Annotated in this window: 26 protein-coding genes; 17 read left to right on the top strand and 9 right to left on the bottom strand. The window is 73.6% G+C overall.

From position 1 onward, the window contains the following. Positions 1–59 precede the first annotated feature (59 nt). From RKE38_RS11185 to RKE38_RS11195, 3 genes are all read left to right on the top strand, one after another. Positions 60–158, top strand: a complete 99-nt coding sequence (locus RKE38_RS11185; protein WP_003792170.1) for a 30S ribosomal protein bS22 — start codon at positions 60–62, stop codon at positions 156–158. Between the two features lie 95 nt (positions 159–253). Continuing rightward, positions 254–1,303: an NAD-dependent epimerase/dehydratase family protein gene (locus RKE38_RS11190; RefSeq protein ID WP_316007498.1), complete on the top strand. Its 1,050-nt coding sequence runs from the start codon at positions 254–256 to the stop codon at positions 1,301–1,303. Then, a complete protein-coding gene (locus RKE38_RS11195) occupies positions 1,303–2,904 on the top strand; it encodes a lysophospholipid acyltransferase family protein (RefSeq protein ID WP_316007499.1) in 1,602 nt (533 codons plus the stop codon). The genes RKE38_RS11190 and RKE38_RS11195 overlap by 1 nt, the downstream gene beginning before the upstream one ends. A gap of 63 nt (positions 2,905–2,967) precedes the next feature. On the opposite strand, the gene RKE38_RS11200 is transcribed toward RKE38_RS11195, so the two are convergent. The 3 genes from RKE38_RS11200 to RKE38_RS11210 all read right to left on the bottom strand — a co-directional run bounded on the left by RKE38_RS11200 (position 2,968) and on the right by RKE38_RS11210 (position 5,984). Next, a complete protein-coding gene (locus RKE38_RS11200; protein ID WP_316007500.1) occupies positions 2,968–4,164 on the bottom strand; it encodes a DUF5667 domain-containing protein in 1,197 nt (398 codons plus the stop codon). A 111-nt stretch (positions 4,165–4,275) separates the two neighbouring features. Continuing rightward, positions 4,276–4,992, bottom strand: a complete 717-nt coding sequence (locus tag RKE38_RS11205) for a sigma-70 family RNA polymerase sigma factor (RefSeq protein ID WP_316007501.1) — start codon at positions 4,990–4,992, stop codon at positions 4,276–4,278. A gap of 182 nt (positions 4,993–5,174) precedes the next feature. Next, complete coding sequence (locus RKE38_RS11210) at positions 5,175–5,984, bottom strand: HAD-IB family hydrolase (protein WP_316007502.1); 810 nt, start codon at positions 5,982–5,984, stop codon at positions 5,175–5,177. 50 nt (positions 5,985–6,034) lie between these two features. Here RKE38_RS11210 and RKE38_RS11215 point away from each other — a divergent pair, with 50 nt between their 5' ends. The 6 genes from RKE38_RS11215 to hemB all read left to right on the top strand — a co-directional run bounded on the left by RKE38_RS11215 (position 6,035) and on the right by hemB (position 12,211). Continuing rightward, the gene (locus RKE38_RS11215) at positions 6,035–6,292 is read left to right on the top strand and encodes a glutaredoxin family protein (protein WP_316007503.1); all 258 of its coding nucleotides are present in this window, start codon (positions 6,035–6,037) and stop codon (positions 6,290–6,292) included. Positions 6,293–6,474: 182 nt separating this feature from the next. Beyond that, positions 6,475–7,164 (top strand): redox-sensing transcriptional repressor Rex, encoded by a 690-nt coding sequence (locus RKE38_RS11220; protein ID WP_316007504.1) that lies wholly within the window; start codon positions 6,475–6,477, stop codon positions 7,162–7,164. Continuing rightward, positions 7,161–8,468, top strand: a complete 1,308-nt coding sequence (locus RKE38_RS11225) for a glutamyl-tRNA reductase (RefSeq protein ID WP_316007505.1) — start codon at positions 7,161–7,163, stop codon at positions 8,466–8,468. Before RKE38_RS11220 ends, RKE38_RS11225 begins: the two co-directional genes overlap by 4 nt. Next, positions 8,465–9,538, top strand: coding sequence for a hydroxymethylbilane synthase (gene hemC, locus RKE38_RS11230; RefSeq protein ID WP_316007506.1), 1,074 nt, complete (start codon positions 8,465–8,467; stop codon positions 9,536–9,538). Before RKE38_RS11225 ends, hemC begins: the two co-directional genes overlap by 4 nt. Continuing rightward, positions 9,535–11,175 carry a uroporphyrinogen-III synthase gene (locus tag RKE38_RS11235; RefSeq protein WP_316007507.1) on the top strand — a complete coding sequence of 547 codons (1,641 nt, stop codon included), beginning with the start codon at positions 9,535–9,537 and terminating at the stop codon, positions 11,173–11,175. Before hemC ends, RKE38_RS11235 begins: the two co-directional genes overlap by 4 nt. Before the next feature lies 1 nt (position 11,176). Then, complete coding sequence (gene hemB, locus RKE38_RS11240; protein ID WP_316007508.1) at positions 11,177–12,211, top strand: porphobilinogen synthase; 1,035 nt, start codon at positions 11,177–11,179, stop codon at positions 12,209–12,211. Here the strand turns inward: hemB and RKE38_RS11245 are convergent. From RKE38_RS11245 to RKE38_RS11255, 3 genes are all read right to left on the bottom strand, one after another. Further along, positions 12,201–13,139, bottom strand: coding sequence for a LysR family transcriptional regulator (locus RKE38_RS11245; RefSeq protein WP_316007509.1), 939 nt, complete (start codon positions 13,137–13,139; stop codon positions 12,201–12,203). The two genes, hemB and RKE38_RS11245, sit on opposite strands and share 11 nt — an antisense overlap. A 173-nt stretch (positions 13,140–13,312) precedes the next feature. Beyond that, positions 13,313–14,140, bottom strand: a complete 828-nt coding sequence (locus RKE38_RS11250; RefSeq protein WP_316007510.1) for a hypothetical protein — start codon at positions 14,138–14,140, stop codon at positions 13,313–13,315. Positions 14,141–14,338: 198 nt separating this feature from the next. Next, a complete protein-coding gene (locus RKE38_RS11255; RefSeq protein WP_310153709.1) occupies positions 14,339–14,872 on the bottom strand; it encodes a YceI family protein in 534 nt (177 codons plus the stop codon). Between the two features lie 141 nt (positions 14,873–15,013). Here RKE38_RS11255 and RKE38_RS11260 point away from each other — a divergent pair, with 141 nt between their 5' ends. The 8 genes from RKE38_RS11260 to RKE38_RS11295 all read left to right on the top strand — a co-directional run bounded on the left by RKE38_RS11260 (position 15,014) and on the right by RKE38_RS11295 (position 21,935). Continuing rightward, positions 15,014–15,544, top strand: a complete 531-nt coding sequence (locus RKE38_RS11260) for a MarR family winged helix-turn-helix transcriptional regulator (protein WP_316007511.1) — start codon at positions 15,014–15,016, stop codon at positions 15,542–15,544. Between the two features lie 74 nt (positions 15,545–15,618). Continuing rightward, entirely contained in the window at positions 15,619–16,953 is a 1,335-nt protein-coding gene (hemL, locus tag RKE38_RS11265) for a glutamate-1-semialdehyde 2,1-aminomutase (RefSeq protein WP_316007512.1), read from the top strand. A gap of 35 nt (positions 16,954–16,988) precedes the next feature. Then, complete coding sequence (locus RKE38_RS11270) at positions 16,989–17,603, top strand: histidine phosphatase family protein (protein WP_316007638.1); 615 nt, start codon at positions 16,989–16,991, stop codon at positions 17,601–17,603. 29 nt (positions 17,604–17,632) lie between these two features. Continuing rightward, entirely contained in the window at positions 17,633–18,229 is a 597-nt protein-coding gene (locus tag RKE38_RS11275) for a TlpA disulfide reductase family protein (RefSeq protein ID WP_316007513.1), read from the top strand. Between the two features lie 12 nt (positions 18,230–18,241). Further along, entirely contained in the window at positions 18,242–19,024 is a 783-nt protein-coding gene (locus RKE38_RS11280) for a cytochrome c biogenesis CcdA family protein (RefSeq protein WP_316007514.1), read from the top strand. Between the two features lies 1 nt (position 19,025). Further along, positions 19,026–20,657 carry a cytochrome c biogenesis protein ResB gene (locus RKE38_RS11285; RefSeq protein ID WP_316007515.1) on the top strand — a complete coding sequence of 544 codons (1,632 nt, stop codon included), beginning with the start codon at positions 19,026–19,028 and terminating at the stop codon, positions 20,655–20,657. Continuing rightward, entirely contained in the window at positions 20,654–21,652 is a 999-nt protein-coding gene (gene ccsB, locus RKE38_RS11290) for a c-type cytochrome biogenesis protein CcsB (RefSeq protein ID WP_316007516.1), read from the top strand. The genes RKE38_RS11285 and ccsB overlap by 4 nt, the downstream gene beginning before the upstream one ends. A gap of 1 nt (position 21,653) precedes the next feature. Further along, positions 21,654–21,935, top strand: coding sequence for a DUF4229 domain-containing protein (locus RKE38_RS11295; RefSeq protein WP_316007517.1), 282 nt, complete (start codon positions 21,654–21,656; stop codon positions 21,933–21,935). 13 nt (positions 21,936–21,948) lie between these two features. Here RKE38_RS11295 and RKE38_RS11300 read toward each other — a convergent pair whose 3' ends face one another. The 3 genes from RKE38_RS11300 to menE are packed head-to-tail and all read right to left on the bottom strand — an operon-like array spanning position 21,949 to position 24,382. After that, entirely contained in the window at positions 21,949–22,836 is an 888-nt protein-coding gene (locus RKE38_RS11300; RefSeq protein ID WP_316007518.1) for a 1,4-dihydroxy-2-naphthoate polyprenyltransferase, read from the bottom strand. A 44-nt stretch (positions 22,837–22,880) separates the two neighbouring features. Beyond that, positions 22,881–23,153 carry a PLD nuclease N-terminal domain-containing protein gene (locus RKE38_RS11305; protein WP_316007519.1) on the bottom strand — a complete coding sequence of 91 codons (273 nt, stop codon included), beginning with the start codon at positions 23,151–23,153 and terminating at the stop codon, positions 22,881–22,883. Then, positions 23,150–24,382, bottom strand: coding sequence for an o-succinylbenzoate--CoA ligase (gene menE / locus RKE38_RS11310; protein ID WP_316007520.1), 1,233 nt, complete (start codon positions 24,380–24,382; stop codon positions 23,150–23,152). The genes RKE38_RS11305 and menE overlap by 4 nt, the downstream gene beginning before the upstream one ends. Between the last annotated feature and the right edge of the window lie 9 nt (positions 24,383–24,391).

A 24,391-nucleotide genomic window follows, 5' to 3' on the forward strand; every position in this document is an offset into this window, starting at 1 on the left:
TGTTCGGCGTGGTGCGTTGTTGCCCCGTCCGGCAACACGACCACGACCAAGAGGACACCATGGGCTCTGTCATCAAGAAGCGCCGCAAGCGCATGGCGAAGAAGAAGCACCGCAAGCTCCTTCGCAAGACGCGTCACCAGCGTCGCAACAAGAAGTGAGAAACGGCCCCCGCCACGGCGGGGGCCTTCTCGTTCCCCGGGCTGCGACGGACGTCACCCGGCCGTGTGCCGCCGGTCTCGGTAGGGTTTCGTCCGTGGCTGACGTCGTCCTGGTGACCGGGGTCTCCCGCTACCTCGGCGGGCGGTTCGCGCGTGCCCTGACGCAGGACCCGGCCGTGTCCCGGGTGATCGGCGTGGACGTCATCCCGCCCCCGCACGACATCGGGCGGGCGGAGTTCGTCCGGGCCGACATCCGCAACCCGATGATCGGCAAGATCATCGCCCAGGCCGAGGTCGACACGGTCGTGCACATGAACGTCATCGCGACCCCGGTGCACGCCGGTGGGCGGGTCTCCCAGAAGGAGATCAACGTCATCGGCACGATGCAGCTGCTGGCCGCCTGCCAGAAGGCGCCGAGCATCAGGCGCCTGGTCGTCAAGTCCTCGGCCGCGGTCTACGGCTCCAGCCCGCGCGACCCCGCCATGTTCACCGAGGACATGGGGCCCAAGTCCCTGCCGCGAGCCGGCTTCGGCAAGGACTCCGTCGAGGTCGAGGGGTACGTCCGCGGGTTCTCCCGCCGCCGGCCCGACGTCGAGATCTCCATGCTGCGGTTCGCCAACATCATCGGGCCGGTGATCCGCACCGCCCTCACCGACTACTTCTCGCTGCCGGTCGTGCCCGTGCCGTTCGGGTACGACGCGCGGCTGCAGTTCGTGCACGAGAGCGACGCCGTGGGTGCCCTGCTGCGCGCGACGACCGGTCCGGCCACCGGCATCACCAACATCGCCGGCGACGGCGTCATCACCGTCACCCAGGCGGCCAGCATGGCCGGGCGGCCCGTCCTGCCCGTCCCGATCCAGGCCGCCGGCCTGCTCGGCGGGCTCGTCAAGCGCTCGGGCCTGGCCGACTTCAGCAGCGACCAGGTCCAGTTCCTCGCCTTCGGGCGTGGGCTCGACACCCGCCGGATGCGCGAGGAGATGGGCTTCGTGCCGGCATACACGACCCGGGAGGCCTTCGCGGACTTCGCGAGCGGCCTCGGTCCGGTGGTGCCGGGCAGCGCCGCCGTCGGCTCGGCCGTCTCCGGTGTCGCCGGCACGGCCGCACACGCGATCGGCTCCGTCTGGGCCGCGGGGAGGAACGACTGATGCCCGGCTCCACCCGGAAGTCCGCCGCGAAGAAGGCGACCACCACGACGAGGACGGCCGCCACCAGGAAGTCGGCGGGGACCAAGGCCGCCGCCCCGAGGAAGTCGGCGACGGCGAAGACCGCCGGCACGCAGAAGGGCGCCGCGGCGAAGAAGTCCGCGACTGCCGCGGCTGCCGGCCGTGGGTCGCGCGGGGCAGCACGCCCGGGAGCCCTGGCCGCCGGCGCCGCCCGCGCGTCCGGGGAGCGCGCGAAGCGCAGGAGCACGCCGCTGCTGGGCGCTGCCCCCGCGGCCGGGACCGGGACCACCGCCGCCGGGCAGGGTCGCACCGCGACGACGGACGCGAGGACCACGAGCCCGACGACCGCAACCACCTCGAGCGCACCGACGTCGAGCGCAAAGACCGCGACCGCAGAGACCTCGACGTCGGCGACCTCGACGGCCAAGCACCGTCCGCGGCCGGTGGCCAAGGCCGTGCCGTCCAGCAAGGCGGTGGCACGGTCCGGTGTCCGGGCCCCGCGGACCGCGACCTCGCGGCGGCGCACCCGGGGCGGCGGCGGCTCGGCCGCGCGCGCCCAGGACGCGCCGGTCCGCGTGCTCGCGGCGGTCCGCGACGAGCCGGACGAGGCCGCGTTCCGCACCGGCCCGCCGCCGGTGGGCGCCCCCGCCGGCGCGACTGAGACCGGCCCCGGCGTCGAGGAGCTGCTCACCGCCGGCATCAGTGCCATCCGTGTCGCGGCCGAGGCGGCCGGGCTGTCACCCGACGACGTCGAGCGTCACCTCGCGGCCATGCTGGCGTTCGTGCGGCGTCGGCTCACCGGTGACTACACCGTCGACGACTTCGGCTTCGACCGCGACTTCACCGAGCACTTCTACCTGCCGGTGCTGCGCCCGCTGTACCGCCGCTGGTTCCGGGTCGAGGTGCGCGGCGTCGAGAACATTCCCGCCGAGGGCGGCGGCCTCGTCGTGGCCAACCACTCCGGCACCATCGCCATGGACTCCCTCATGACGCAGGTCGCCGTCCACGACGAGCACCCCGCCCACCGCCACCTGCGCATGCTGGGCGCCGACCTCGTGTTCCAGACCCCGGTGATCGGGAACGTCGCCCGCAAGTCGGGGTCCACCCTCGCGGCGAACCCCGACGCCGAGCGGCTGCTGGCGTCCGGCGAGCTGTGCGGCGTCTGGCCGGAGGGCTTCAAGGGGGTCGGCAAGCCGTTCAGCGAGCGGTACAAGCTGCAGCGGTTCGGGCGGGGCGGCTTCGTCTCCGCCGCCCTGCGCACCGGGGTGCCGATCATCCCGTGCTCGATCGTCGGCGCCGAGGAGATCTACCCGATCCTGGGCAACGTCAAGACGGTCGCCCGGCTCCTCGGCGCACCGTACGCCCCCATCACCCCGACCTGGCCGCTGCTCGGCCCGCTGGGCCTGGTCCCGCTGCCGAGCAAGTGGATCATCGAGTTCGGGGCGCCGGTGTCGACGGCGGACCTCGGGCCGAGCGCCGCCGACGACCCGATGCTCGTCTTCGACCTCACCGACCAGGTCCGCGAGACGATCCAGCAGACGCTGTACTCGCTGCTGATGCAGCGCCGCTCCGTCTTCTTCTGACGAGCCGGCGCCGTGGCGTCCGGCGCGGCAAGCGCTCCGGGGCGTCGGGCGAGGCGGGCTTCGTCAGGGGAGCGTGAGGGTGACGCCCGGGAGCGTGACCGGCCCGAGGGTCGAGTTCGGCACCGTGGCGCTGACCCCGCCGGTCCCCAGCGTCGCCGAGGGGAGGGGAACCGTGGCCGAGGCCGACGGCAGGGGCACGGTGGCGCTGACGGTGGGCAGCCCGACGCCGACGCCACCCGTGCCGGCGGTGACGCCACCGCCACCGGCACCTGCGGTGACCCCGCCGACGCCCACGCTGGCCGAGGGGCCGGTCAGGGACCCACCCGCGCCGGAGCCGGACTGGGTGGCGCTCGCCCGGGGGACCGTGGCCACCACGGTGGGAGCACCCGAGGGCCGGGTCGACGACGACGTCCCGCTCGGGGCGGCGCTCGTGGTCAGCGACGGCAGCGTGGCCGGGCCGATGGTGGACGCGAGCTCGGAGCAGGGCGAGCCACAGGCCGCGATCCGCCGGGCTGTCTGCTGCTGCGACTGCAGGAGGAGCGACTCGAGCTCGGCCACGAGCGGGATCGACTGCTGCGGCACCTCGCGGCGCAGCACGTCGACCTGCGGCAGCGCCCGCGCCGTGAAGTCGCGCATCGAGAGCAGTGCCTGCGGGTTGCCCGTGGTGGCGTATGCCGTGTCGAGCGACTGCTGCCCGCGCCGGACGGAGGTGATGGCGGCCCGCAGGGCGACGTCGACGTTGTCGTGCGGGGACTGGTGCTCGGCGAGGTCGCGGGCGTCGGAGATGTGCTCCTGCGCCTGGTCGAGGTAGGTCCGGCCACGGTCGAGGTCGTTGTCGGCGAGGCGCACCTGGACGCCGTCGAGCCAGCTCTTGACCGGGTAGAGGGCCTGCCCCGGCACGGCGCTGCGGGAGGCGGCGCCCACGATGCCGCCGACGAGCACCGCGGAGGCCGCCACCCCGGCGACGAGCCTCGGGGTGCCGCGGCCGAGCACCACGACCACGGGGGTGGTGCGAGCGGCGGCGCGACGGGCAGCAGCGGCCTTCGCGGCGGTGGGCGAGGGTGCCGGCATACGCTCCGCCTCGGCCATCAGCCGCGTGCGCAGCGCCGCGACGAAGTCCGGGTCGGGCCCGGCGACGTGCGTGCCGGCGCCGGCGAGCCGGTGGCTGGTGCGGACCAGCTGCTCGAGCTGGGGGTCGGCGACGCGCTCGCCCTCCAGCGCTCGCTGGAAGCGGTCCGCCGAGCGGTTCAGCAGTGGCATGCCGGCACCTCCCTCCCCAGCTCGGTCACGGTTGTCCGCGCTGAGAACGAGCGGGTGGCGCGGAAGTTACGCGCCGAGTCGTAGCGATATCCGTCGGCTGCGTGCGACGGCCTACAGCTCCACATCGGCCAGCTCCCGGTGCAGCGCCCGGACGGCCCGCAGCTGCAGCTGCTTGACCGCCCCCTCGGACTTGCCGAGGACCTTTGCCGTCTCGGCCAGGGACAGGCCCTGGAGGAACCGCAGGACCACGCACTCCGCCTGCTCGGGCTTGAGGGTCTTGACCGCCTGCAGGAGGCGCTCGTCGCGCAGCCGCTCGAGCACCTCGCCCTCCGGGGCGGCCTCCACCCGCGGGTCGGCGTCCAGCATGTCGGCCGTGCTGACCTCCATGCGGAACCGCGCCGACTTCGCGTTGTCGGTGATGAGGTTGCGCGCGATGGTGATGAACCACGCGGCGATGTCACGACCCTGCCAGGAGAAGGAGTCCATCCGGCGCAGGGCCCGCAGGAACGTCTCGGAGGTGAGGTCCTCCGCGAGCTGGCTGGTCCCGACCCGCACGTAGACGTAGCGGTACACGGTGTCGACGTACCGCTCGTAGAGCATGCCGAAGGCCTCGGCGTCCCCGCGCTGGGCGAGCTCGACGAGGGCCGCGACACGCTCGAAGTCCTGCGGGGCCTCGCCCGGACCGAAGCCTGCGCGGGCGGCGCCCCCTCCGGTCCCGCGCCCGTCGCCCGACAGGGTGCCTGCGTCGCCGGCGACACTGAGCAGGACGCGCAGGGTGGAGAGGAAGTCGGCAGTGGCCGGACCCATCCCGTGCCCGGCGTAACCCACGGCGGGGACGGTCGTTGTCAGGGTGGGGACAGCCCGACCCGGCACCGCGAAGGGTGCTGCGGGCGCGTTCCGGCGTGGGCGAGATCGGATAGGGGACACCTCCTGACCGAGGGACAGTTTCCCCGATTGCGGAGCATTTGTCAGGAGACCCCGGTCACATCGCCCTGCTCGCGCGGATCCGTTCAGCGCCGCCGTCGACGGGCGGCTGCCGCGAGGACCCCGGCGAGCGCGGTGGCGCCGACGGCCTGGGCGCCGACCTTCGCCGCGCGCCGGCCGGTGCGGTAGTCGTGGATGGTCCAGCCGTGCGCCCGGGCGTGGTCGCGCAGCGCGCCGTCGGGGTTGATGGCCACCGGGTGCCCCACGAGGGAGAGCATCGGGATGTCGTTCGCAGAGTCCGAGTAGGCGGCGCACCGGGACAGGTCGAACCCGCGCTCGGCCGCCAGCGCCTCGACGGCGCGCGCCTTGGCGGCACCGTGCAGGAAGTCGCCGACCATGCGCCCGGTGTAGATGCCGTCCACCGACTCGGCCACCGAGCCGAGGGCGCCGGTGAGGCCGAGCCGGTCGGCGATGACCGTGGCCACCTCGACCGGGGTGGCGGTGACGAGCCAGACCTCCTGCCCGGCCTCGAGGTGCGTGCGGGTGAGGGCCTGGGTGCCCGGCCAGATGCGGTCGTGCATGGCCTCGTCGAAGACCTCCTCGCCGATGGCGTGGATCTCTGCGACCGAGTGCCCGGCGATGAACCCCAGCGCCTGCTGCCGGATCTGCTCGACGTGGGCGAGGTTCTCCCCGAGGAGGGCGAAGCGGACCTGCTTCCAGGCCATCGCGCTGACGTCGCGCAGCGTGAAGAAGTCGCGCCGCCACAGGCCGAGGGCGAGCTGCCAGATGCTCGCGCCGCGGATGACCGTGTTGTCCACGTCGAAGAACGCGGCCGCCCCGGGGTCGCGGGGCGTCGCCGGCTCGGTGTCCAGCTCGGTGGCGGCGGCCTCGGTCATGGCCCCGAGCCTAGGGCTCGCCCAGGTGCGCCGCGGCATACGCTGGAGCGGTGTCCGCCACACCCGCACCGCAGCCCCGCATCACCCTCATCGGCAAGCTCGGGTGCCACCTGTGCGACGACGCCCGCGTCGTCATCGAGCGCGTGGCCGGCGACCTCGGGGTGGGCTGGCACGAGGTGTCGATCCTGGAGGACAAGGACCTGTTCGAGCGGTACGCGGAGCAGATCCCGGTGACCCTCGTCGACGGCCGGCAGCACGACTACTGGCGGGTCGACGAGGCCCGTCTGAGGGCCGCGCTGGGGGCCTGACGGCGGCGCGGCCGCAGCAGGTCGACGGCCTCCGCGGCCCTGCCGGGGTGACCTGTCTCACGCACGGGACGGGGGCCTGCTTGTGACTTTGTGCATCCGTTCACAAAAGCGTAACCTGCAATGGCTCCCGTCCGCTCCAGCCAGGTGCGGGCTGCCTGTGTCGAGAAGGAGCCCGAGAGAACGTGTCAGCCGAACCGAGCGCCCGTCGGGGCATCCCCGACGCCACGGTTGCCCGGCTACCCGAGTACCTCCGAGCCCTGACCGGGTTCGCCGAGCGGGGCATCACCTCCGTCTCCTCCGAGGAGCTCGCGGCAGCTGCGGGCGTGCGCAGCGCCAAGCTCCGCAAGGACCTGTCCCACCTGGGGTCCTACGGCGTGCGTGGCGTGGGCTACGAGGTCGACCACCTCGCCTACCAGATCTCGCGCGAGCTGGGGCTGACCCAGGACTGGCCGGTCGCCATCGTCGGGATGGGCAACCTCGGGCACGCGCTCGCCGCCTACAGCGGCTTCGCCACCCGCGGCTTCCGTGTCGTCGCCCTGCTCGACCAGGACGAGAAGCTCCACGGCCAGGAGATCGCGGGCATCGCGGTGCAGTCCATGGACGCCCTGCCCAGCCTCGTGCAGGAGCAGGGTCTCGCGATCGGCGTCATCGCCACGCCCGCCGCCTCCGCCCAGGACGTCTGCAACCAGCTCGTCGCCGCCGGCGTCTCCTCCATCCTGAACTTCGCGCCGAGCGTTCTCGTCGTGCCCGAGGGCGTCGACGTGCGCAAGGTGGACCTGTCCACCGAGCTGCAGATCCTCGCCTTCCACGAGCAGCGCAAGGCGCTCGCGGGTGAGGGCCTGCGACCGCTGGCCAAGGCGGTGGTCCGGTGAGCCTCGTGATCCTGGGCCTGTCCCACCACACCGCCCCGCTGCCGCTGCTCGAGGCGATGTCGCTGGACCCGTCGCGCCGCGCCGACCTCGAGAACCGGCTCACCGCGCGCGAGAACGTCTCCGAGGCCATCGTCGTCTCCACCTGCAACCGCACCGAGGTGTATGCCGAGTCGCTCACCTTCCACGGTGCCGTCAGCGACATCACCGAGGCGCTCACCGAGGCCACCGGCGTCGACAACGTCCAGCTGCGCGAGCACCTCTACGTGCACTACGAGGACCGCGCCATCGCGCACGCGTTCACCGTCGCCTGCGGCCTGGACTCGATGGCCGTCGGCGAGGCCCAGATCCTCGGGCAGATGCGCACGGCGCTGCGCGACGCCCAGCGCACCGGGCACGCGGGCCCGGCCCTCAACGCCCTCTTCCAGCAGGCCCTGCGGGTGGGCAAGCGTGCCCACACCGAGACCGGGATCGACGCCGTCAGCGTCTCGCTCGTCGAGGCCGGGATCGCCCGCGCCGAGTCCCACCTCGGGCCCCTGCAGGACCTGTCGGTCCTCGTCGTGGGCGCGGGCGGTATGTCCTCGCTGGCCGCCACCACGATGACCCGCCGCGGCGTCGGGTCGCTCACCGTCGTCAACCGGACGCTGTCCAAGGCGCAGCGCCTGGCCGAGCGCACCGGTGGCACCGCCCGCCCGCTCGCCGAGCTGGCCGACGCCCTCGCGACCGCCGACCTCGTCGTGTCGTGCACCGGCTCGACCGGTGTCGTCGTCGACCTCGCCACGGCCGCCGACGCCCAGGTCGCCCGCGCCGGGCGCCCGCAGGCGTACGTCGACCTCGCCCTGCCGCACGACGTCGCACCCGAGGTCGCCTCGCTGCGCGGTGTCGTCGTCGCCGGCCTCTCCGCTCTCGGCGACGACCTGTCCGCAGGCCAGGCCTCCGCCCAGGTGCAGGAGGTCGCGGACCTCGTCATCGGCGAGGTCGCGGCATACCTCACCTCGCGCGCCGCCGAGTCGGTGGCGCCGACGGTCGCCGCGCTGCGCCGGCACGCCGCCGACGTCGTGGCCGGCGAGCTCGGCCGGCTCGAGCAGCGCCTCCCCGGCCTCGACGAGGCCACCCGCGCCGAGGTGCAGCTCGCGGTTCACCGGATCGTCGAGAAGCTGCTCCACACCCCGACCGTCCGCGTCAAGGAGCTGGCCGTGGGCGGACAGGGCGACGACTACGCCCAGGCGCTGCGCGAGCTCTTCGACCTGCGTCCGGGACAGACCGCCACCGCGTCCGTGCCGCCCTCCCAGGGAGGTATGCCGTGAGCAGCCGGCGCACCCTGCGCCTCGGCACGCGCCGCAGCGCCCTCGCCACCACGCAGTCCGGCTGGGTGGCCGACCGCCTGCGCGCGCTCGGCCACACCGTCGAGCTCGTCGAGGTCGTGACCGAGGGCGACACCTCGACCGCCTCGTTGTCCTCCCTCGGCGGCACCGGCGTTTTCGCGGCGGCCCTGCGCCGCGCCCTGCTCGCCGGTGAGGTCGACCTCGCCGTCCACTCGCTCAAGGACCTGCCCACCGCACCGGAGCCCGGCCTGGTCGTGGCCGCGGTGCCGACGCGCGAGGACCCGCGCGACGTGCTCGTGTCCGCCGACGGGCGCACGCTCGGCGAGCTCGGCGACGGCGCCGTCGTCGGCACCGGGTCGCCGCGCCGGGTCGCCCAGCTGGCAGCCCTGGGAATGGGCCTGTCGTTCAAGGACATCCGCGGCAACGTCGACACCCGCGTGGCGATGGTCCGCGACGGCGCGCTCGACGCGGTCGTCCTGGCCCGGGCCGGCCTGGCCCGCCTCGGCCGGCTCGACGAGGTCGCCGAGGCGATCGACCCGCTGCAGGTGCTCCCGGCCCCCGGGCAGGGTGCCCTGGCGGTGGAGTGCCGCGCCGACGACACCGACACGCTCGCCGTCCTCGCCGCCCTCGAGGACGCTGACACCCGCGCCTGCGTCACCGCCGAGCGGGCCCTGCTCGCGGCGCTCGAGGCCGGCTGCTCCGCCCCGGTGGGCGCGCTCGCCGAGGTCGTCGAGGGCGAGGACGGCCTCGAGCTGTCCCTGCGCGGGTTCGTCGGCTCGGTCGACGGCTCGTTCGACCTGCGCCGCTCCCTCGTGGGCCCGGTCGGCGAGGCCGAGTCGCTCGGCCGTCGCCTGGCTGCGGTCCTGCTCGAGGACGGTGCCGCCGAGATCGTCGGCCCCGAGCCACGACCACCGGCCGGTGGTGACCCCGGACCGCGCACCGACCCCCGCCCGCCCGACCCAGCCGGGGCGACCGGACCGCATTCGGTCGCCGCCGTCGACAGCAGCAACCCCCGCAGCCCAGAACGAGACAGCACGGAGCGTGCACTGTGAGCCCCACGCGCTCGACCCAGCCCACCCAGACCCGCCCCACCCGCGCCGCCAAGGCGCCCGGTCGCGTCGCCTTCGTCGGCGCCGGCCCGGGTGACTCCGGCCTCATGACCGTCCGCTCGGTCGACCTGCTGGCCGCGGCCGACGTGGTCGTCATCGACCAGGTCGCCCGCGAGTCGGTCGTCGCCCGCTACTGCGGCCCGGACGTCGAGGTCGTCGACGCGGGCCACGGCGACCACGGCCAGCCGCTGACCCACGCCATGCGCGCCAAGCTCGTCGTCAAGGCCGCCAAGTCCGCTGCCGGCGGCCTCGTGGTGCGGCTCATGGACGGCGACCCGGCCCTGTTCAACGGCCTGGCCGAGGAGGCCCTGGCCTGCCACAAGGCAGGCATCGGGTTCGACATCGTCCCCGGCGTGAGCGCGGTCTCGGCCGTCCCGGCATACGCGGGCATCCCGCTGACCTCGAGCAGCTCGCCCGCGGTCCACGTGATCTCCGCCAACGACCGCAACGTCGACTGGGCGGCCTCCGCCGCCGACTCGGTGACGGTCGTCCTGCTCGGCCCGCCCGAGGACCTCGGCGCCGCCCTGGCGAAGCTGCTCGACGCGGGCCGTCCCGCCGACAGCCCGGTCGCGCTGACCGAGCGCGGCACCACCATCCGGCAGTCGACCCGCGTCACCACCCTCGGCGAGGTCGCCAAGGTGATGAAGTCGGTCGAGTTCCCGGCCCTCGCCGTGGTCGGCTCGACCGTGGCCATGCGCTCGGAGCTCTCCTGGTTCGAGACCAAGCCGCTGTTCGGCTGGAACGTCCTCGTGCCGCGCACGAAGGAGCAGTCCGGCCGCACCATCGCCCGGCTCGAGTCGTACGGCGCGACCGCCGAGGTCGTCCCGACCATCTCGGTCGAGCCGCCGCGGACGCCGCAGCAGATGGAGCGCGCGGTCAAGGGCCTGGTCACCGGCCGCTACGAGTGGATCGGCTTCACCTCCGTCAACGCGGTCAAGGCCGTCCGTGAGCGGTTCGAGGAGTTCGGTCTCGACGCCCGCGCCTTCGCCGGTCTCAAGATCGCGGCCGTCGGCGGCGTGACCGCCGAGGCGCTGCGCGAGTGGGGCATCGTGCCCGACCTCGTGCCGTCCGGTGAGAACTCGGCCCAGGGCCTGCTGGCCGACTGGCCGCCGTTCGACGAGGTGCTCGACCCGATCAACCGGGTCTTCCTGCCCCGCGCGGACATCGCCACCGACACGCTCGTGGCCGGCCTGCAGGAGATGGGCTGGGAGGTCGACGACGTCACGGCCTACCGCACCGTGCGCGCCGCCCCGCCGCCCGCGCCCGTCCGTGAGGCGATCAAGGGCGGCCAGTTCGACGCGGCCGTCTTCACCTCGTCCTCGACGGTGCGCAACCTCGTCGGCATCGCCGGCAAGCCGCACCCGTCGACGGTGATCGCCTGCATCGGCCCGGCCACCGCCAAGACCGCCGAGGAGCACGGCCTGCGGGTCGACGTCCTCGCGCCCGAGGCGTCCTCCGACGCCCTGGTCGACGCCCTGGCCGACTACGGACTGGGCCTGGCGGCTGCGGCGCTCGAGGCCGGCGAGGAGGTCGTGCGCCCCTCGCGCAAGAAGGCCTCGGCGCGCCGGCGGGCCCGCTGACGTGGAGCACCTGAGCAGCACGCCGCGGCCGGAGCCGGCCGGTCCGGTCCTCCGTCCGCGGCGGCTGCGCCAGTTCCCGGCCCTGCGCCGGCTCGTCGCCGAGACGCGCCTGCACCCGGCCGAGCTGGTGCTGCCGGTGTTCGTCCGTGAGGGCATCACCGAGCCGCAGCCGATCTCGGCCATGCCCGGGGTCGTGCAGCACACGCTGGACTCGCTCGTCGAGGTCGCGCAGGAGGCGGTCGAGGCCGGCATCGGCGGCCTCATGCTCTTCGGCGTGCCCGAGCACAAGGACGCCGTCGGCTCGGGCGCCGACGACCCGGACGGCATCCTCAACGTCGCCCTGCGGCGCGTGGTCGAGGCCGTCGGCGACCGCACCGTCGTCATGGCCGACCTGTGCCTCGACGAGTTCACCGACCACGGCCACTGCGGGGTGCTCACCGAGCGCCGCCCCGGTCACCTCGTGGTCGACAACGACGCCACGCTCGAGCGGTATGCCGCGATGGGCCTGGCGCAGGCGCGTGCCGGTGCCCACGTGCTGGGTCTCTCCGGGATGATGGACGGCCAGGTCGCGCACGTCCGGGCAGCGCTGGACGCCGAGGGCTTCACCGACACGGTGATCCTCGCGTACGCCGCGAAGTACACCTCGGGGCTCTACGGCCCGTTCCGCGAGGCGGTGCAGTCCTCGCTGCAGGGTGACCGCGCGGCCTACCAGCAGGACCCGGCCAACGCGACGGAGTCGCTGCGCGAGCTGGAGCTGGACATCGCCGAGGGTGCCGACATGGTCATGGTGAAGCCGGCCATGCCGCACCTCGACATCGTGGCCGCCGCGGCGGCGATGTCGCCGGTTCCCGTTGCGGCGTACCAGATCTCGGGGGAGTACTCGATGATCGAGGCGGCTGCGGCGAACGGGTGGATCGAGCGCGAGCGGGCCGTCATGGAGTCGCTGCTCAACATCCGTCGTGCCGGCGCGCAGGTCATCCTGACCTACTACGCGCTGGAGGCGGCCGCGGTCCTGCGCCGGTCCGTCACGGGCTGACGCCTCCGCCCGGAGCGGGGTCGAGCGGGCTCCCCAGCACCCACGGCCCGATCTCGCGGACGATGTGCCGCGCCTCGACGTGCATGGCCTGCACCACCTCGGGCGGTTGCGGCCGGGACAGCAGCCGCACCCCGGCCGCGGGGTGCTCGGCCAGCCGCGCCGTGCCGTACTCGGGGGAGCCGAGCACCCGGGCCACCCAGCCCGGTCCGAACGCCCCGACGGTGCCGGAGAGGATCGCGTCGCGGGTCTGCTCGATCCCGCCGACCGGCGGACCGGCTCGCCGGTAGTCCGCAGCCCCGTTGGTGAGCCAGGCGAGGGTCCAGAAGCGTGTGACCGCCTGCCCGGTCTCGGCTGCGAGGTCGGCCAGGGGCAGCCGCAGCGCGTCCTCCAGCCTGATCACGCCGGGCCGGTCGGGGAGCAGGTTCCACGGGTAGGCCAGGACGACCTCGTCGTCGAGCAGCTCGGTCACGAGCAGCTCGCGGTCAGGCCACGGCGGGCTGGCGACGAGCAGGTCGAGCTCGTCGCAGAGGTCGTCGTGCCAGGCGCGCAGCTCGACGTCCCGGACGACGACGTGCACCCCGGGGAAGCGGCTGGCCAGGCCGGTAAGCAGCGGCGTGGTCAGCTCGGCTGCCCCGCCGGGCATGAGTCCCACGGTGACCGTGCCGGTGTGGCGCAGGTTGGCGGCGGTCCTGCGGGCGCTCTCGACCGCGTCGACGAGGTGCTGCGCGGGACCGAGGAGGGCCGCGCCGGCGGCCGTGAGCTCGACGCCGTCCGTGCGGCGGACCAGCAGGGTCACGCCGAGGCCGCGCTCGAGGTCGCGCACCTGGGCCGACAGGGCGGGCTGGCTGACGTACGTGCGCGCCGCCGCGCGGCGGAAGCCCCCGTGCTCGGCCACGGCGAGGAACGCCTGCACCTGCCGCAGCTCCACGCGACCACCCCTCCCTGCGCGTCCTGGGGTGCAGCCCATGGTGCGCTCGTGCGGGGGCGCCCGCAAGCAGATTCGCCGAGGTCAGGGGCCCGGCTCCCGATCGTCACGCGTGGTGGGGGAGCGTCCCCGGGCGGGCCGTTTCCCCCGTGCCCCTGTCGGCCCGCCCGGGGGGTCTAGGGCACCAGGGTGTACGTCCCCGTCCACGAACCCCTGGTGAAGGACGCCGAGGGCCGGGTGAGGACCACCGGCTGGGCGAGGTGCGCGAAGTACGGCGCGAGGCCGCTGTCCGGCGGCACGGTGACCACCGAGCTGGCGGTGGAGGTCGGTCGGAGGCTGTTGTCGAACGCGACCTGCACGAGCCCCTTGTCGCCCGCCACGGCATACCGGAAGCTGCCGGCCGGGGACGTCGTCACGGGCTCGGTCGCCGGCTCGACGGCCGTCGCCTCGCGGCTGTGGGCCACGGCGCTGTCCCCGACCCGGTAGGTGACCCGGCTCCGGCCGCCGCCGAGGTCCGTGACCGTCGCGTCCGCGTCCTGCAGCACCGTGGTCGGCGCCCCCAGCCGGGTGAGCACGGACGCGAGCTGGGGGTTGGTCGTGCCGTGCCAGAGCATGTACGCGCCGCGGGTGCCGGTCGCCCTGTCGAGGACCTGGACGATGCCGATCGTGGTGAGGCTGGCGCGGGGCCAGGTCGCCGACCCGGGGCCTACCGACGTCTCGTCGCAGACGTAGTCCACGAGGTAGAGGAGCGTGCGCGTCGGGTTGGTGGGGACCAGCACGGGCGTGAACCGCTCGAAGAGGGCGGCCGGGAGGGTGCTCGTCGGGACGCCCTGGCTCTCGCCGAACTCGAAGCAGTCCTGCTCGCTCGTCACGACGCTGCGCGCCGCGCCGCCGTACGCCTCGGCGGTCGCGGCCGGCGCCGTGAGCAGGGCCGCAGCGCACGCGCCCACGAGGGCCGTCGCGGCGGCGAGGACCGGCCGGGCGACGCGTCGGGAGCTGTTCACGCGGACAGGCTCGCAGCGACCGGCCCGGGGCGGCAGGGGGTCGGGCCAGGTTCGTGATCGCGATTCCTGATCGGTTCGCTGTCACCCGGACGGGGGCGGTCGCCCGGCACACAAAACGGCGGTTGCTCGGCAACACTCGGGAAAGGATCCCGCGGTATGCCGGGCAACCGCCGTTTCGCGGTGGGGCGCAGTCCTGGCTCAGGCGGCCTTGAGGAGCTGCACGTCCAGGGTGATCTTGATCTTCTCGGAGACGAGCACGCCGCCACCCTCGAGGGCGACGTTCCACTCCAGGCCCCAGTCCTTGCGGTTGATCTCCGCGGTGGCCTCGAAGCCGGCCTTCTGGTTGCCCCACGGGTCGGTGGCCAGGCCGTTGAAGTCGAGGTCGAAGACGACCGGCTTGGTGACGCCCTTGATGGTCAGGTCGCCCTTGAGGGAGTCCTCGGTGACCTCGGTGGAGGTGAAGCTCATGGTGGGGTTGTTCTCGACGTCGAAGAAGTCGGCGGACTTCAGGTGGGCGTCGCGGTCGGCCGACCCGGTGTCGACCGAGGCGAGCTGGGCGACGGCGGTGACCTGCGAGTCGCTGATGACGTCGCCGACCTTGACGCTGCCCTCGAACTCCTTGAACTGTCCGCGGACCTTGCTGACCATGAGGTGGCGGGCGGTGAAGCCGAGCTCGCTGTGCGAGGCGTCGACGGTCCAGGTGCCGGCGGGGAGGTCGTGGATGCTGGCCATGGTGGTGGTCTCCTGTGGTTCGTGTTCTGCCGGGGAGGTCCCGGCTGGTTCGTCCTCTTCAACCTAGCAGACGTCGTTTATATTTCAACTACAGCGAAGTGACGTGGGTCACACCTCTGCCCGGTGCCATACTTCGGGGCCATGAGCACCCAGGGGGAACCGCGCTGGCTCAGCGCCGAGCAGCAACGGGCGTGGCGCGCCTACCTGCGCGGCAGCCGGCTCATCGAGGAGGCCCTCGACCGGGACCTGCAGTCGCACGGCGTCCAGCTCACCGAGTACGAGATCATCTCGATGATCTCCGAGGCGCCCGGCCGAAGGCTGCGGATGTCCACCCTGGCCGACCTCGTCGTGCAGTCCCGGAGCCGCCTCACCCACACCGCGTCCCGGCTGGAGAAGCGCGGCTGGGTCCGCCGCGAGTCGTGCCTGGAGGACAAGCGCGGCGTCGAGCTCGTCCTGACGCCGGCCGGCTGGGACGCCGTGCGCGAGATGGCCGTCGTCCACGTCGACAGCGTCCGCAAGAACGTCATCGACCCCGTGCCACCGGAGCTGTTCCTCGCCCTCGGCCAGGCCATGGACCACATCCGGGCCGTGCTCGCTCCCGACAACGACGGGCCGCACCCCGCGGTGACCGCCGAGGCCCGCGACCACGGGCCGTTCCCCGCCGACAGCTGACCCCGCCGAGGGCTGGCCCCGGCCGCGCCCTCCCACCCATCGGGCACTCAGGGACGGCTGGGACAATGGCCGGCATGACGGCATACCCCCTCGACGCCCCCGTCTCGCAGGCGCTGCTGGACCGCGCGACCTCGGTGACCCCGGGAGGCGTGAACTCGCCGGTGCGCGCCTTCCGCGCCGTCGGCGGCACGCCGCGGTTCATGGAGTCGGGCAGCGGCCCGTACCTGTGCGACGTCGACGGCCGCGAGTACGTCGACCTCGTCTGCTCCTGGGGCCCGATGATCCTGGGCCACGCCCACCCGGCCGTGCTCGACGCCGTCCGCGGCACGATCGAGAAGGGGTTCTCCTTCGGGACGCCGAGCGAGAACGAGGTCGCCCTCGCCGAGGAGATCGTCCGCCGGGTCGAGCCGGTCGAGCAGGTGCGCCTGGTCTCCAGCGGCACCGAGGCGACGATGAGCGCCATCCGCCTGGCCCGCGGGTACACCGGCCGCTCGCTCGTCGTGAAGTTCGCCGGCTGCTACCACGGCCACGTCGACTCCCTCCTCGCCCAGGCCGGCTCCGGGGTCGCGACCTTCGCGCTGCCCGACTCCGCCGGCGTGCCCAAGGAGATGGCCGCCGAGACGATCGTGCTGCCCTACAACGACCTGGCCGCCTTCGAGGAGGCGTTCGCCGAGCGCGGCGCCGACATCGCGGCCGTCATCACCGAGGCCAGCCCCGGCAACATGGGCGTGGTCCCGCCCGCCCCGGGCTTCACCGAAGGCCTGCGCCGGGTCACCGCGCAGCACGGTGCCCTGCTCATCTCCGACGAGGTGATGACGGGCTTCCGCTGCTCGGCGAGCGGGTGGTACGGCCTGGAGGGCCCGTATGCCGCGGGCGCGCCCGACCTGTTCACGTTCGGCAAGGTCATGGGTGGCGGCTTCCCGGCGGCCGCGTTCGGCGGCCGGGCCGACGTCATGGCGCTGCTCGCTCCGCTCGGCCCGGTCTACCAGGCCGGCACCCTCAGCGGGAACCCCGTCGCGACGGCCGCCGGCCTGGCCACGCTTCAGCAGTGCACCCCGGACGTCTACGACCGCCTCAGCGCCGTCGCCGATACGCTCACCGCTGCCGTCGGCGAGGAGCTGTCGAAGGCCGGTGTGCCGCACGTCGTGCAGCGCGCGGGCAGCATGTTCAGCGTCTTCTTCCGCAACGGCGCCGTCACCGACTACGACGAGGCCCGGGCCCAGCACGTGCCGGCGTTCGCCGCGTTCTTCCACTCGATGCTGTCGCAGGGCGTCTACCTGCCGCCGAGTGCGTTCGAGTCCTGGTTCGTGAGCGCGTCGCACGACGACGCCGCGGTCGAGCGCGTCGTGGCGGCCCTGCCGGCGGCGGCGTCGGCGGCCGCAGAGGCGTTTGCGACAATCGAGTCGTGAGCTCCGCCCCCCACGACCGCACCGTCGTGCACCTGATGCGCCACGGTGAGGTGCACAACCCCGAGGGCGTCCTCTACGGCCGGCTCGACGGCTACCACCTGTCCGACCTCGGCCGCCAGATGGCGCAGGCGGTCGCCGACCACCTGGCCGACCACGACGTCACCCACGTCGTCGCCTCGTCCCTGCTGCGCGCCCAGGAGACCGCCGCGCCGGTGGCCGCCGCCCACGGCGTCGCCGTGACGACCGACGACCGCGTCATCGAGTCGACGAACGTCTTCGAGGGCCACCGGGTCGGCGCGATGCGCCCCGTCGACTTCCTCCACCCGCGGCACTGGAAGCTGGTCACCAACCCGTTCAAGCCGTCCTGGGGTGAGCCGTACGCCGACGTCGCCGGCCGCATGCTCGCCGCCATCGCCGACGCCCGGGACGCCGCCCGCGGCCACGAGGCGGTCGTGGTCTCCCACCAGCTGCCGATCTGGACGGCCCGCAACGAGCTGCTCGGCAACCGGCTCTGGCACGACCCGCGCAAGCGGGAGTGCCGCCTCGCGTCCCTGACCACGCTCACCTGGGTCGGCGACGAGCTCGAGTCCATCACCTACTCCGAGCCGGCCGGCGCGCTGCTCGCCCACTCCCAGGGAGGGGCGGGATGAGCCGCCTTCGTATGCCGCATGTGCGGGGTGTGGCACGCAGGTCGCGCGTGCTCGCGCTGCTCGCCGTGACCGTCCTCGCCGCGGGCCTCGCCGCCTGCGGCAGCGACCCGAACTCCATCGCCGCCCAGGCCAAGGACGGCAGCCGCAAGGGTTACATCTCGCAGGACGGTGCGGTCGAGGTCATCGCCCCCGCCGACCGTGGCAAACCGGTCGGGCTGTCGGGCACGATGCTCGACGGCAAGCCCTGGGCGCTGCCGGACGCCGGTGGCGACGTCGTCGTGCTCAACGTCTGGGCCTCCTGGTGCGGCCCGTGCCGCACGGAGGCCCCCGAGCTGGAGAAGTCGTTCCAGGCCGCCCAGAAGGCTGGCAAGCCGGTGACCTTCATGGGGATCAACACCCGCGACAACACCTCCTCGGCGATCACGTCGTCGAAGCAGTGGGGGATCACCTTCCCCTCCCTCGCGGACCCGTCCGGCGTGCTCATCCTCAACCTGCAGGGCAAGGTCAGCGCGCCGCCCACGACCCTGGTGCTGGACAAGACCGGGCGGATCGCCGCCCGGGTCAACGGCGAGGTCAAGGCCTCGACCCTGACCGGGCTCGTCGACGACGTGCTGGCGAAGGGCTGAGGCAGCTCGACGATGACCAGCTCGATCCCCGTCGTCGCGGCGACCGCTGCCGGCGTGCAGGACACGGTGACCTCCGGTGCGCTCCCGGTGGCCCTCGCCGTCGCCATGGTCGCGGGCTTCGTGTCCTTCGCCTCGCCGTGCGTGCTCCCGCTCGTGCCGGGCTTCCTCGGGTACGTCACGGGCCTGTCGGACGAGACGCTCGAGCAGCGCCGCCGGCACCGCCTGGTCCTGGGCGCGCTGCTCTTCGTCCTGGGGTTCACGGTCGTCTTCATCCTCGTCACGGCCTTCCTCGCCGGGGTCGGGGCAGCCCTGGTCGAGCACCGTGGCCTGCTGATGCGGGCCGGCGGGGTGCTCGTCCTGCTCATGGCCGTGGTGTTCCTCGGTGCGGGCACCCAGCGCGAGCTCAAGCTGCACTGGCGCCCCGCGTCGGGCCTCGCCGGTGCCCCGCTGCTGGGCGCCGTGTTCGGGCTCGGCTGGGCGCCGTGCACCGGGCCGACCCTCGGCGCCGTGACCATCCTGGCGACGACGACGGGGAACTCCTCGGCCGTCACGCGCGGCATCGTCCTCGCGGTGGCGTACTCACTGGGCCTCGGCGTGCCCTTCCTGCTCATCGCGGCCGGGTTCGAGCGCTTCGGCGCGGTGTCGGCGTTCCTGCGGCGGCGCCAGCGCGCCATCCAGCTCTTCGGTGGCGCGCTGCTGCTCGTCATCGGCCTCATGCTCGTGACCGGGGTCTGGGAGAGCTGGACCCGCTACCTCCAGACCGCCCTCGTCGGCGGCTTCCAGACGGTGATCTGACATGGCCGACTCCACGACGATCACCCAACCGCGCCTCGGCGCCATGGGCTGGGCCCGCTGGACCTGGCGCAACCTCACGAGCATGCGCACCGCGCTGTTCCTGCTGCTGCTGCTGGCGATCGGCGCGCTGCCCGGCTCGATCTGGCCACAGCGCAGCATCGACCCGGCGCGCACGTCGGACTGGATCGCCCAGCACCCCAAGGCCGGCCCGGTCCTGGACCGGCTCGGCTTCTTCGAGGTCTACGCCTCGCCGTGGTTCGCCGCCATCTACCTGCTGCTGTTCATCTCGCTCGTGGGCTGCGTGCTGCCGCGCAGCCGGGTGCACTGGCGCGCGATGCGCTCGACCCCGCCGCGCACGCCGTCGCGCCTGGAGCGGCTGGACGACTCGGCCCGCGCCGAGGTCGGCGCGACGCCCGAGCAGGTGGTCTCGGCCGCCCGCGAGGTCCTGCGCGGCCGGCGGTTCCGCGTCCACAGCCACGACGCCGCCACCGTCAGTGCGGAGAACGGCTACCTCAAGGAGACCGGCAACCTCGTCTTCCACCTGGCCCTCATCGGCGTCATCGTCGGGGTCGCCATCGGGCACCTGCTGGGCTGGAAGGGCGACGTCATCGTCCCGGTCGGCAAGTCGTTCTCGAACACGCTGTCCCAGTACGACACCTTCGCCCCGGGCCCGTGGGTGAACCCCGACACGCTCCAGCCGTTCACCATCACCGTGGACAAGCTCGACGCCAAGTTCGAGGAGAACGTCACCGGCCGGGGCCAGTTCGGCCAGCCGCGCGACTTCACCGCCCACCTCACGACCACGACCAGCCCCGGTGCGAAGCCCACGACGGAGACGGTCAAGGTCAACCACCCGCTGGAGATCGGCGGTGCGGGGGTGTTCCTGCTCGGCAACGGGTATGCCCCGGTCGTCACCGTCAAGGACGCGAAGGGTCAGGAGACCTACAGCGGCCCCGTGCCCTTCCTCGCCCAGGACAACAACTACCGGTCCGTCGGCGCCATCAAGGTCACCGGCGCCGACCCCAAGCCGCTCGGCTTCTCCGGCCTGTTCCTGCCGACCGCGGTCATCGACAAGGAGCAGGGCCCGATCTCGATCTTCCCCGACGCCAAGCGCCCGGCGCTGGCGCTGACGGTCTACGAGGGCGAGCTGCTGCCCGGCGGCCGCCCCCAGTCGGTCTACGTCCTGGACACCTCGGAGATGACCCAGCTCAAGGACGCCAAGGGCTCGCCGCTGCGGATCTGGCTCGAGCCCGGCCAGACCTACCAGCTGCCCGGCGGCCGCGGGTCGATCACCTTCGACTCGGTCGACCGGTTCGCCGGCCTGTCGATCCGGCACGACCCGGGCAAGGGCATCACCCTCGTCGCGGCGCTGCTGGCCCTCGCCGGGCTCATCGCCTCGCTCGTGGTGCGCCGCCGCCGGGTGTTCGTCCGGGTTTCCCCCGCCGAGGGTGGGGGACGTACCGTGGTGACCGTCGCCGGCCTCGCGAAGGGTGACGACGACGGCCTGCGCAAGGTCGTCGAGCAGGTGCTCGGCGAGGTCACGACACGAGCCACCGCGGCAGCCGGCACCACGGCCGACAGCCGGCCTCGAGCCACCGCCCCCACCGGCACGGAGATGGACCCACGCTCATGACGAACGAGACCCTCGCGGGCTACGCCAACCTCAGCCTCTACTCGGCCATGGCGGTCTTCACCATCGCCATGGTGTGCCACGCGATCTACCTCGCCGGCCTGCTGCCGGCCCGTGACCGCGCGGTCGCCAAGGACGCGACCTCGGCGCGGGAGCGCGAGCTGGTCGGCGCGGGTGCGCCAGCCGAGACGGTCTCCGCACCCGCCGTGGCCGCGGCGGCAGGCAGCCCCACCGACGGCCCCGAGCTGTCGAAGCGGGCCCGCTCCGCGGCCGGCATCGCCTCGACCACGACCTGGCTCGGCGGCCTGCTGCTGCTGGCGTCGGTCGTCCTGCGCGGCCTGTCGGTCGACCGCTGGCCGCTGGGCAACATGTTCGAGTTCGCGGTCATGGGCTCGATGTTCACCTCGCTCGCGTACTCGATCTGGTCCACCCGCCGCGACCTGCGCTGGCTCGGCCTGTTCATCACCGGCCCGGTGCTGCTCGTCCTCGGCATGGCCGTCGCCGTCTGGTACACCGAGGCGGCCGAGCTGCTGCCGTCGCTGAAGTCCTACTGGCTCGTGATCCACGTGACCGTCGCCGTGATCTCCACCGCGCTGTTCACCCTCGCCGCCGCCGCGACCGGCATCTACCTGCTCAAGGACGCGTTCCAGCGTTCCGGCCGGGCCTCGGTGCTCGACCGCTTCCCGGACGCCCCCTCGATCGAGCGCACGGCATACGGGCTGCACATCGTGGCCTTCCCGCTGTGGACGTTCACCCTCATCGCCGGCGCCATCTGGGCCCGGCAGGCCTGGGCGTCCTACTGGAACTGGGACCCCAAGGAGGTGTGGACGTTCGTGATCTGGGTCGTCTACGCCGCCTACCTGCACTCGCGCGCGACGAGCGGCATCAGCCGGCAGACCGCCGCCTGGATCTCGCTGGCGGGCTACGCCTGCGTCATCGTCAACTTCGCCGTGGTCAACGTGTTCTTCGTCGGCCAGCACTCCTACTCGGGGCTCTGACATGCTGCGCTACTCGGTCCTGCGGCTGCTGATCTTCTTCGGCGTCGTCTGTGCGCTCTGGCTGCTCGGCCTGCGTGACCGCGGCCAGGAGTGGATGCTCCTCGTGCTGTCGGCGCTGATCTCGATGGTGATCTCGTACTTCGTGCTGGCGCGCTTCCGCGAGGAGTCGACCCAGCGTCTGCAGGAGCGGATCGAGCGCCGCACCCAGGCCCGTCAGGCCGCGGCCGCCCACGGCGACGAGGCGGCCGAGGACGCCGAGGACGAGCGCTCCGAGTACCGCTGACGCGGTCCCGGCGTCAGCCGGTGACCGCGCGGCCGACGACGAGGCCGACCGCGAGCAGCACGGCATACGCGACCTCGAACAGTCCGGTGGCGGCGAGCACCGGGACGAGGTCGCGGCCGGTCGCGCCGCTGCGCAGCACCTGCACGGGCTTCCACGCCAGGCCGAAGGCCGGGAGCCCCAGCAGGGCCCACGGCTGGTCCAGGGCCGCCACGACGACCATCGCGAGGGCGACGGCGAGCAGTCCCACGTAGAGCACCCGGGTGCCGCGGTCGCCCAGGCGCACGGCGAGGGTGAGCTTGCCGTTCTCGCGGTCGGTGGGGATGTCGCGCAGGTTGTTCGCGACCAGGATCGCCGAGGCGATGGCGCCGACGCCGACGGCCAGCGCCAGGCCGGTCCAGGAGAGCTGCCCGGCCTGCGTGTAGAGGGTGCCGAGGGTGGCCATGAGGCCGAAGAAGACGAAGACGTAGAGCTCGCCCAGCCCGCGGTAGCCGTAGGGGTTGTCGCCGCCGGTGTACCGCCACGCCGCGAGCACGGCCAGCGCCCCCAGCGGGATCATCACCCACGCCTGGCTGAGGGCCACGAGAGCGAGCCCGACCAGCGCCGCGAACCCGAAGAACGCGAACGCCATGAGCTTGACGTTCTCGGGGGCTGCCTTGTGCTGGCCGACGAGCCGCACCGGGCCGACCCGGTCGGCGTCGGTGCCGCGGATGCCGTCGGAGTAGTCGTTCGCGTAGTTGACGCCGACCTGCAGCGACACCGAGACGAGCAGGGCGAGCAGGGCCAGGCCGAGGTTGGCCTTCTCGAGCAGGTATGCCGCGGCGGTGCCGACGACGACGGGGGCGATGGCGGCGGGCAGGGTGCGCGGGCGGGCGCCGGCGACCCACTGGGCGGGAGTGGCCATTCGGTGTGCGATCTCGCTTCGGGTGGTGCGGGCGGGGCTGTCGGTCAGAGCCTACGGAGGAAGTCCGGGTCGTCGTCGGGGCCACGCGGGGCCTGCGGACGCTGTCTGCCGCCCGGGCCTGCCGGACCGGTGGCACCCCGCTGGGGGCGCCCGGCGATGAACCAGACGATCGGCCCGACGATGGGGAAGACGAGGACGACCAGCAGCCACATCAGCTTGGGCAGGTTCCGGACCCGGCGCTCGTCGGTCTGCACGCAGTCGACGGCGGCGTAGATCGTCAGCGCGATCGTCAGCAGCCAGGGCAGGACCCGGATCATGCCTCCATGGTCGCACGCGCGGCCCGGTCCGCCTCGAGCAGGTTGGTGACCGCGAGGCGGTCCGGCTTGCCCGGTCCGCGCAGCGGGAGGGCGCCGAGGACGAGCAGGTGGCGGGGGAGGGCGTGGGCGGGCAGGGTGCCGCGCAGGGCATCGCGGGCGCCGGTCAGCGTGGGCGGGTCGGCCCCGGGCGAGAGGACGAGGGCGGCGGCGACGACCTGGCCCCACTCGGCGTCGGGCAGCCCCACGACGACCGCCTCCGCGACCCCCGGGACCACCTCGGTGAGGGCGTCCTCGACCACACGGGGGGCGACCTTGAGGCCGCCGGTGTTGACCAGGTCGTCCAGACGGCCGTCGACGTGCCAGCGCCCGACGCCGTCGCGGTGGCCCACGTCGTCGGTGCGGAACCAGCGGGTGCCGTCGGCGTCCGTGGAGAAGGCCGCCGCCGTGAGGTCGGGGCGGCCGAGGTAGCCGGTCGCCAGGGTCGCCCCGCCGAGGCTGAGCCGTCCCTCGGCATCGGTGCGGACCAGCGCGCCGCGCAGGGGCTCGCCGTCGTAGACGCAGCCGCCGCAGGTCTCGCTCATCCCGTAGGTCGTGACGACACGGATCCCCTCGGCCCGGGCGGCGGACAGCACCGACGGCGGGGTCCCGGCGCCGCCGACGAGGACGGCGTCGAGGTCGGCCAGGGCCGCGGTGGCCCCCGGGTCGGCCAGCACCCGGACCAGCTGGGTGGGCACGAGGGCGGTGTAACGGCGGGCGGTCGCAGGGCCCATCGATGGCCCCCCGGGCGTCGGGTCCGCTGCCGGCGTCATCCGCGCCACGGCTCGGGCCAGGGCGTCCGGGGTGAAGCCGCCCGACAGGTCGACGAAGTGCGGCTCGGTGCCGGCGGCCACGCAGCGGAGCATCACCTGCACCCCGGCGATGTGGTGCGGCGGCATGGCCAGCAGCCAGGTGCCCGGCCCCCCGAGCCGGTCGTGCGTCGCGTCGGCGGAGGCGCCCAGGGCCGTGGCGGGGAGCATCGCCAGCTTGGGCGTCCCGGTCGAGCCGGACGTCCCGACGACGAGAGCGGTGCCGTCGTCGGGAACGGCGCCGTCGGGCAGCTCCGGCAGTGGCCCGTCCGCGGCGCACGGCAGGACGGCGGGCCCGCTGCCGTCGAGCGCCGCCCGCAGCGCCGGAAGCGCCTCGCGCGCCCGCTCCCCGGCAGGGATCGGCAGCGGTCGGACGGCGGTCACGGGTCGACG

The organism is Phycicoccus sp. M110.8 (assembly GCF_032464895.1).
Taxonomy (GTDB): Bacteria; Actinomycetota; Actinomycetes; order Actinomycetales; family Dermatophilaceae; genus Pedococcus.

Coding starts and splice junctions, on each gene's coding strand:
- RKE38_RS11305 (WP_316007519.1), bottom strand. CDS start 23,153: ATGATCCGGGTCCTGCCCTGGCTGCTGACGATCGCGCTGACGATCTAC.
- RKE38_RS11200 (WP_316007500.1), bottom strand. CDS start 4,164: ATGCCACTGCTGAACCGCTCGGCGGACCGCTTCCAGCGAGCGCTGGAG.
- RKE38_RS11280 (WP_316007514.1), top strand. CDS start 18,242: ATGACCAGCTCGATCCCCGTCGTCGCGGCGACCGCTGCCGGCGTGCAG.
- RKE38_RS11260 (WP_316007511.1), top strand. CDS start 15,014: ATGAGCACCCAGGGGGAACCGCGCTGGCTCAGCGCCGAGCAGCAACGG.
- RKE38_RS11210 (WP_316007502.1), bottom strand. CDS start 5,984: ATGACCGAGGCCGCCGCCACCGAGCTGGACACCGAGCCGGCGACGCCC.
- RKE38_RS11195 (WP_316007499.1), top strand. CDS start 1,303: ATGCCCGGCTCCACCCGGAAGTCCGCCGCGAAGAAGGCGACCACCACG.
- RKE38_RS11270 (WP_316007638.1), top strand. CDS start 16,989: ATGCGCCACGGTGAGGTGCACAACCCCGAGGGCGTCCTCTACGGCCGG.
- RKE38_RS11255 (WP_310153709.1), bottom strand. CDS start 14,872: ATGGCCAGCATCCACGACCTCCCCGCCGGCACCTGGACCGTCGACGCC.
- RKE38_RS11185 (WP_003792170.1), top strand. CDS start 60: ATGGGCTCTGTCATCAAGAAGCGCCGCAAGCGCATGGCGAAGAAGAAG.
- hemL (WP_316007512.1), top strand. CDS start 15,619: ATGACGGCATACCCCCTCGACGCCCCCGTCTCGCAGGCGCTGCTGGAC.
- RKE38_RS11300 (WP_316007518.1), bottom strand. CDS start 22,836: ATGGCCACTCCCGCCCAGTGGGTCGCCGGCGCCCGCCCGCGCACCCTG.
- RKE38_RS11285 (WP_316007515.1), top strand. CDS start 19,026: ATGGCCGACTCCACGACGATCACCCAACCGCGCCTCGGCGCCATGGGC.
- RKE38_RS11295 (WP_316007517.1), top strand. CDS start 21,654: ATGCTGCGCTACTCGGTCCTGCGGCTGCTGATCTTCTTCGGCGTCGTC.
- ccsB (WP_316007516.1), top strand. CDS start 20,654: ATGACGAACGAGACCCTCGCGGGCTACGCCAACCTCAGCCTCTACTCG.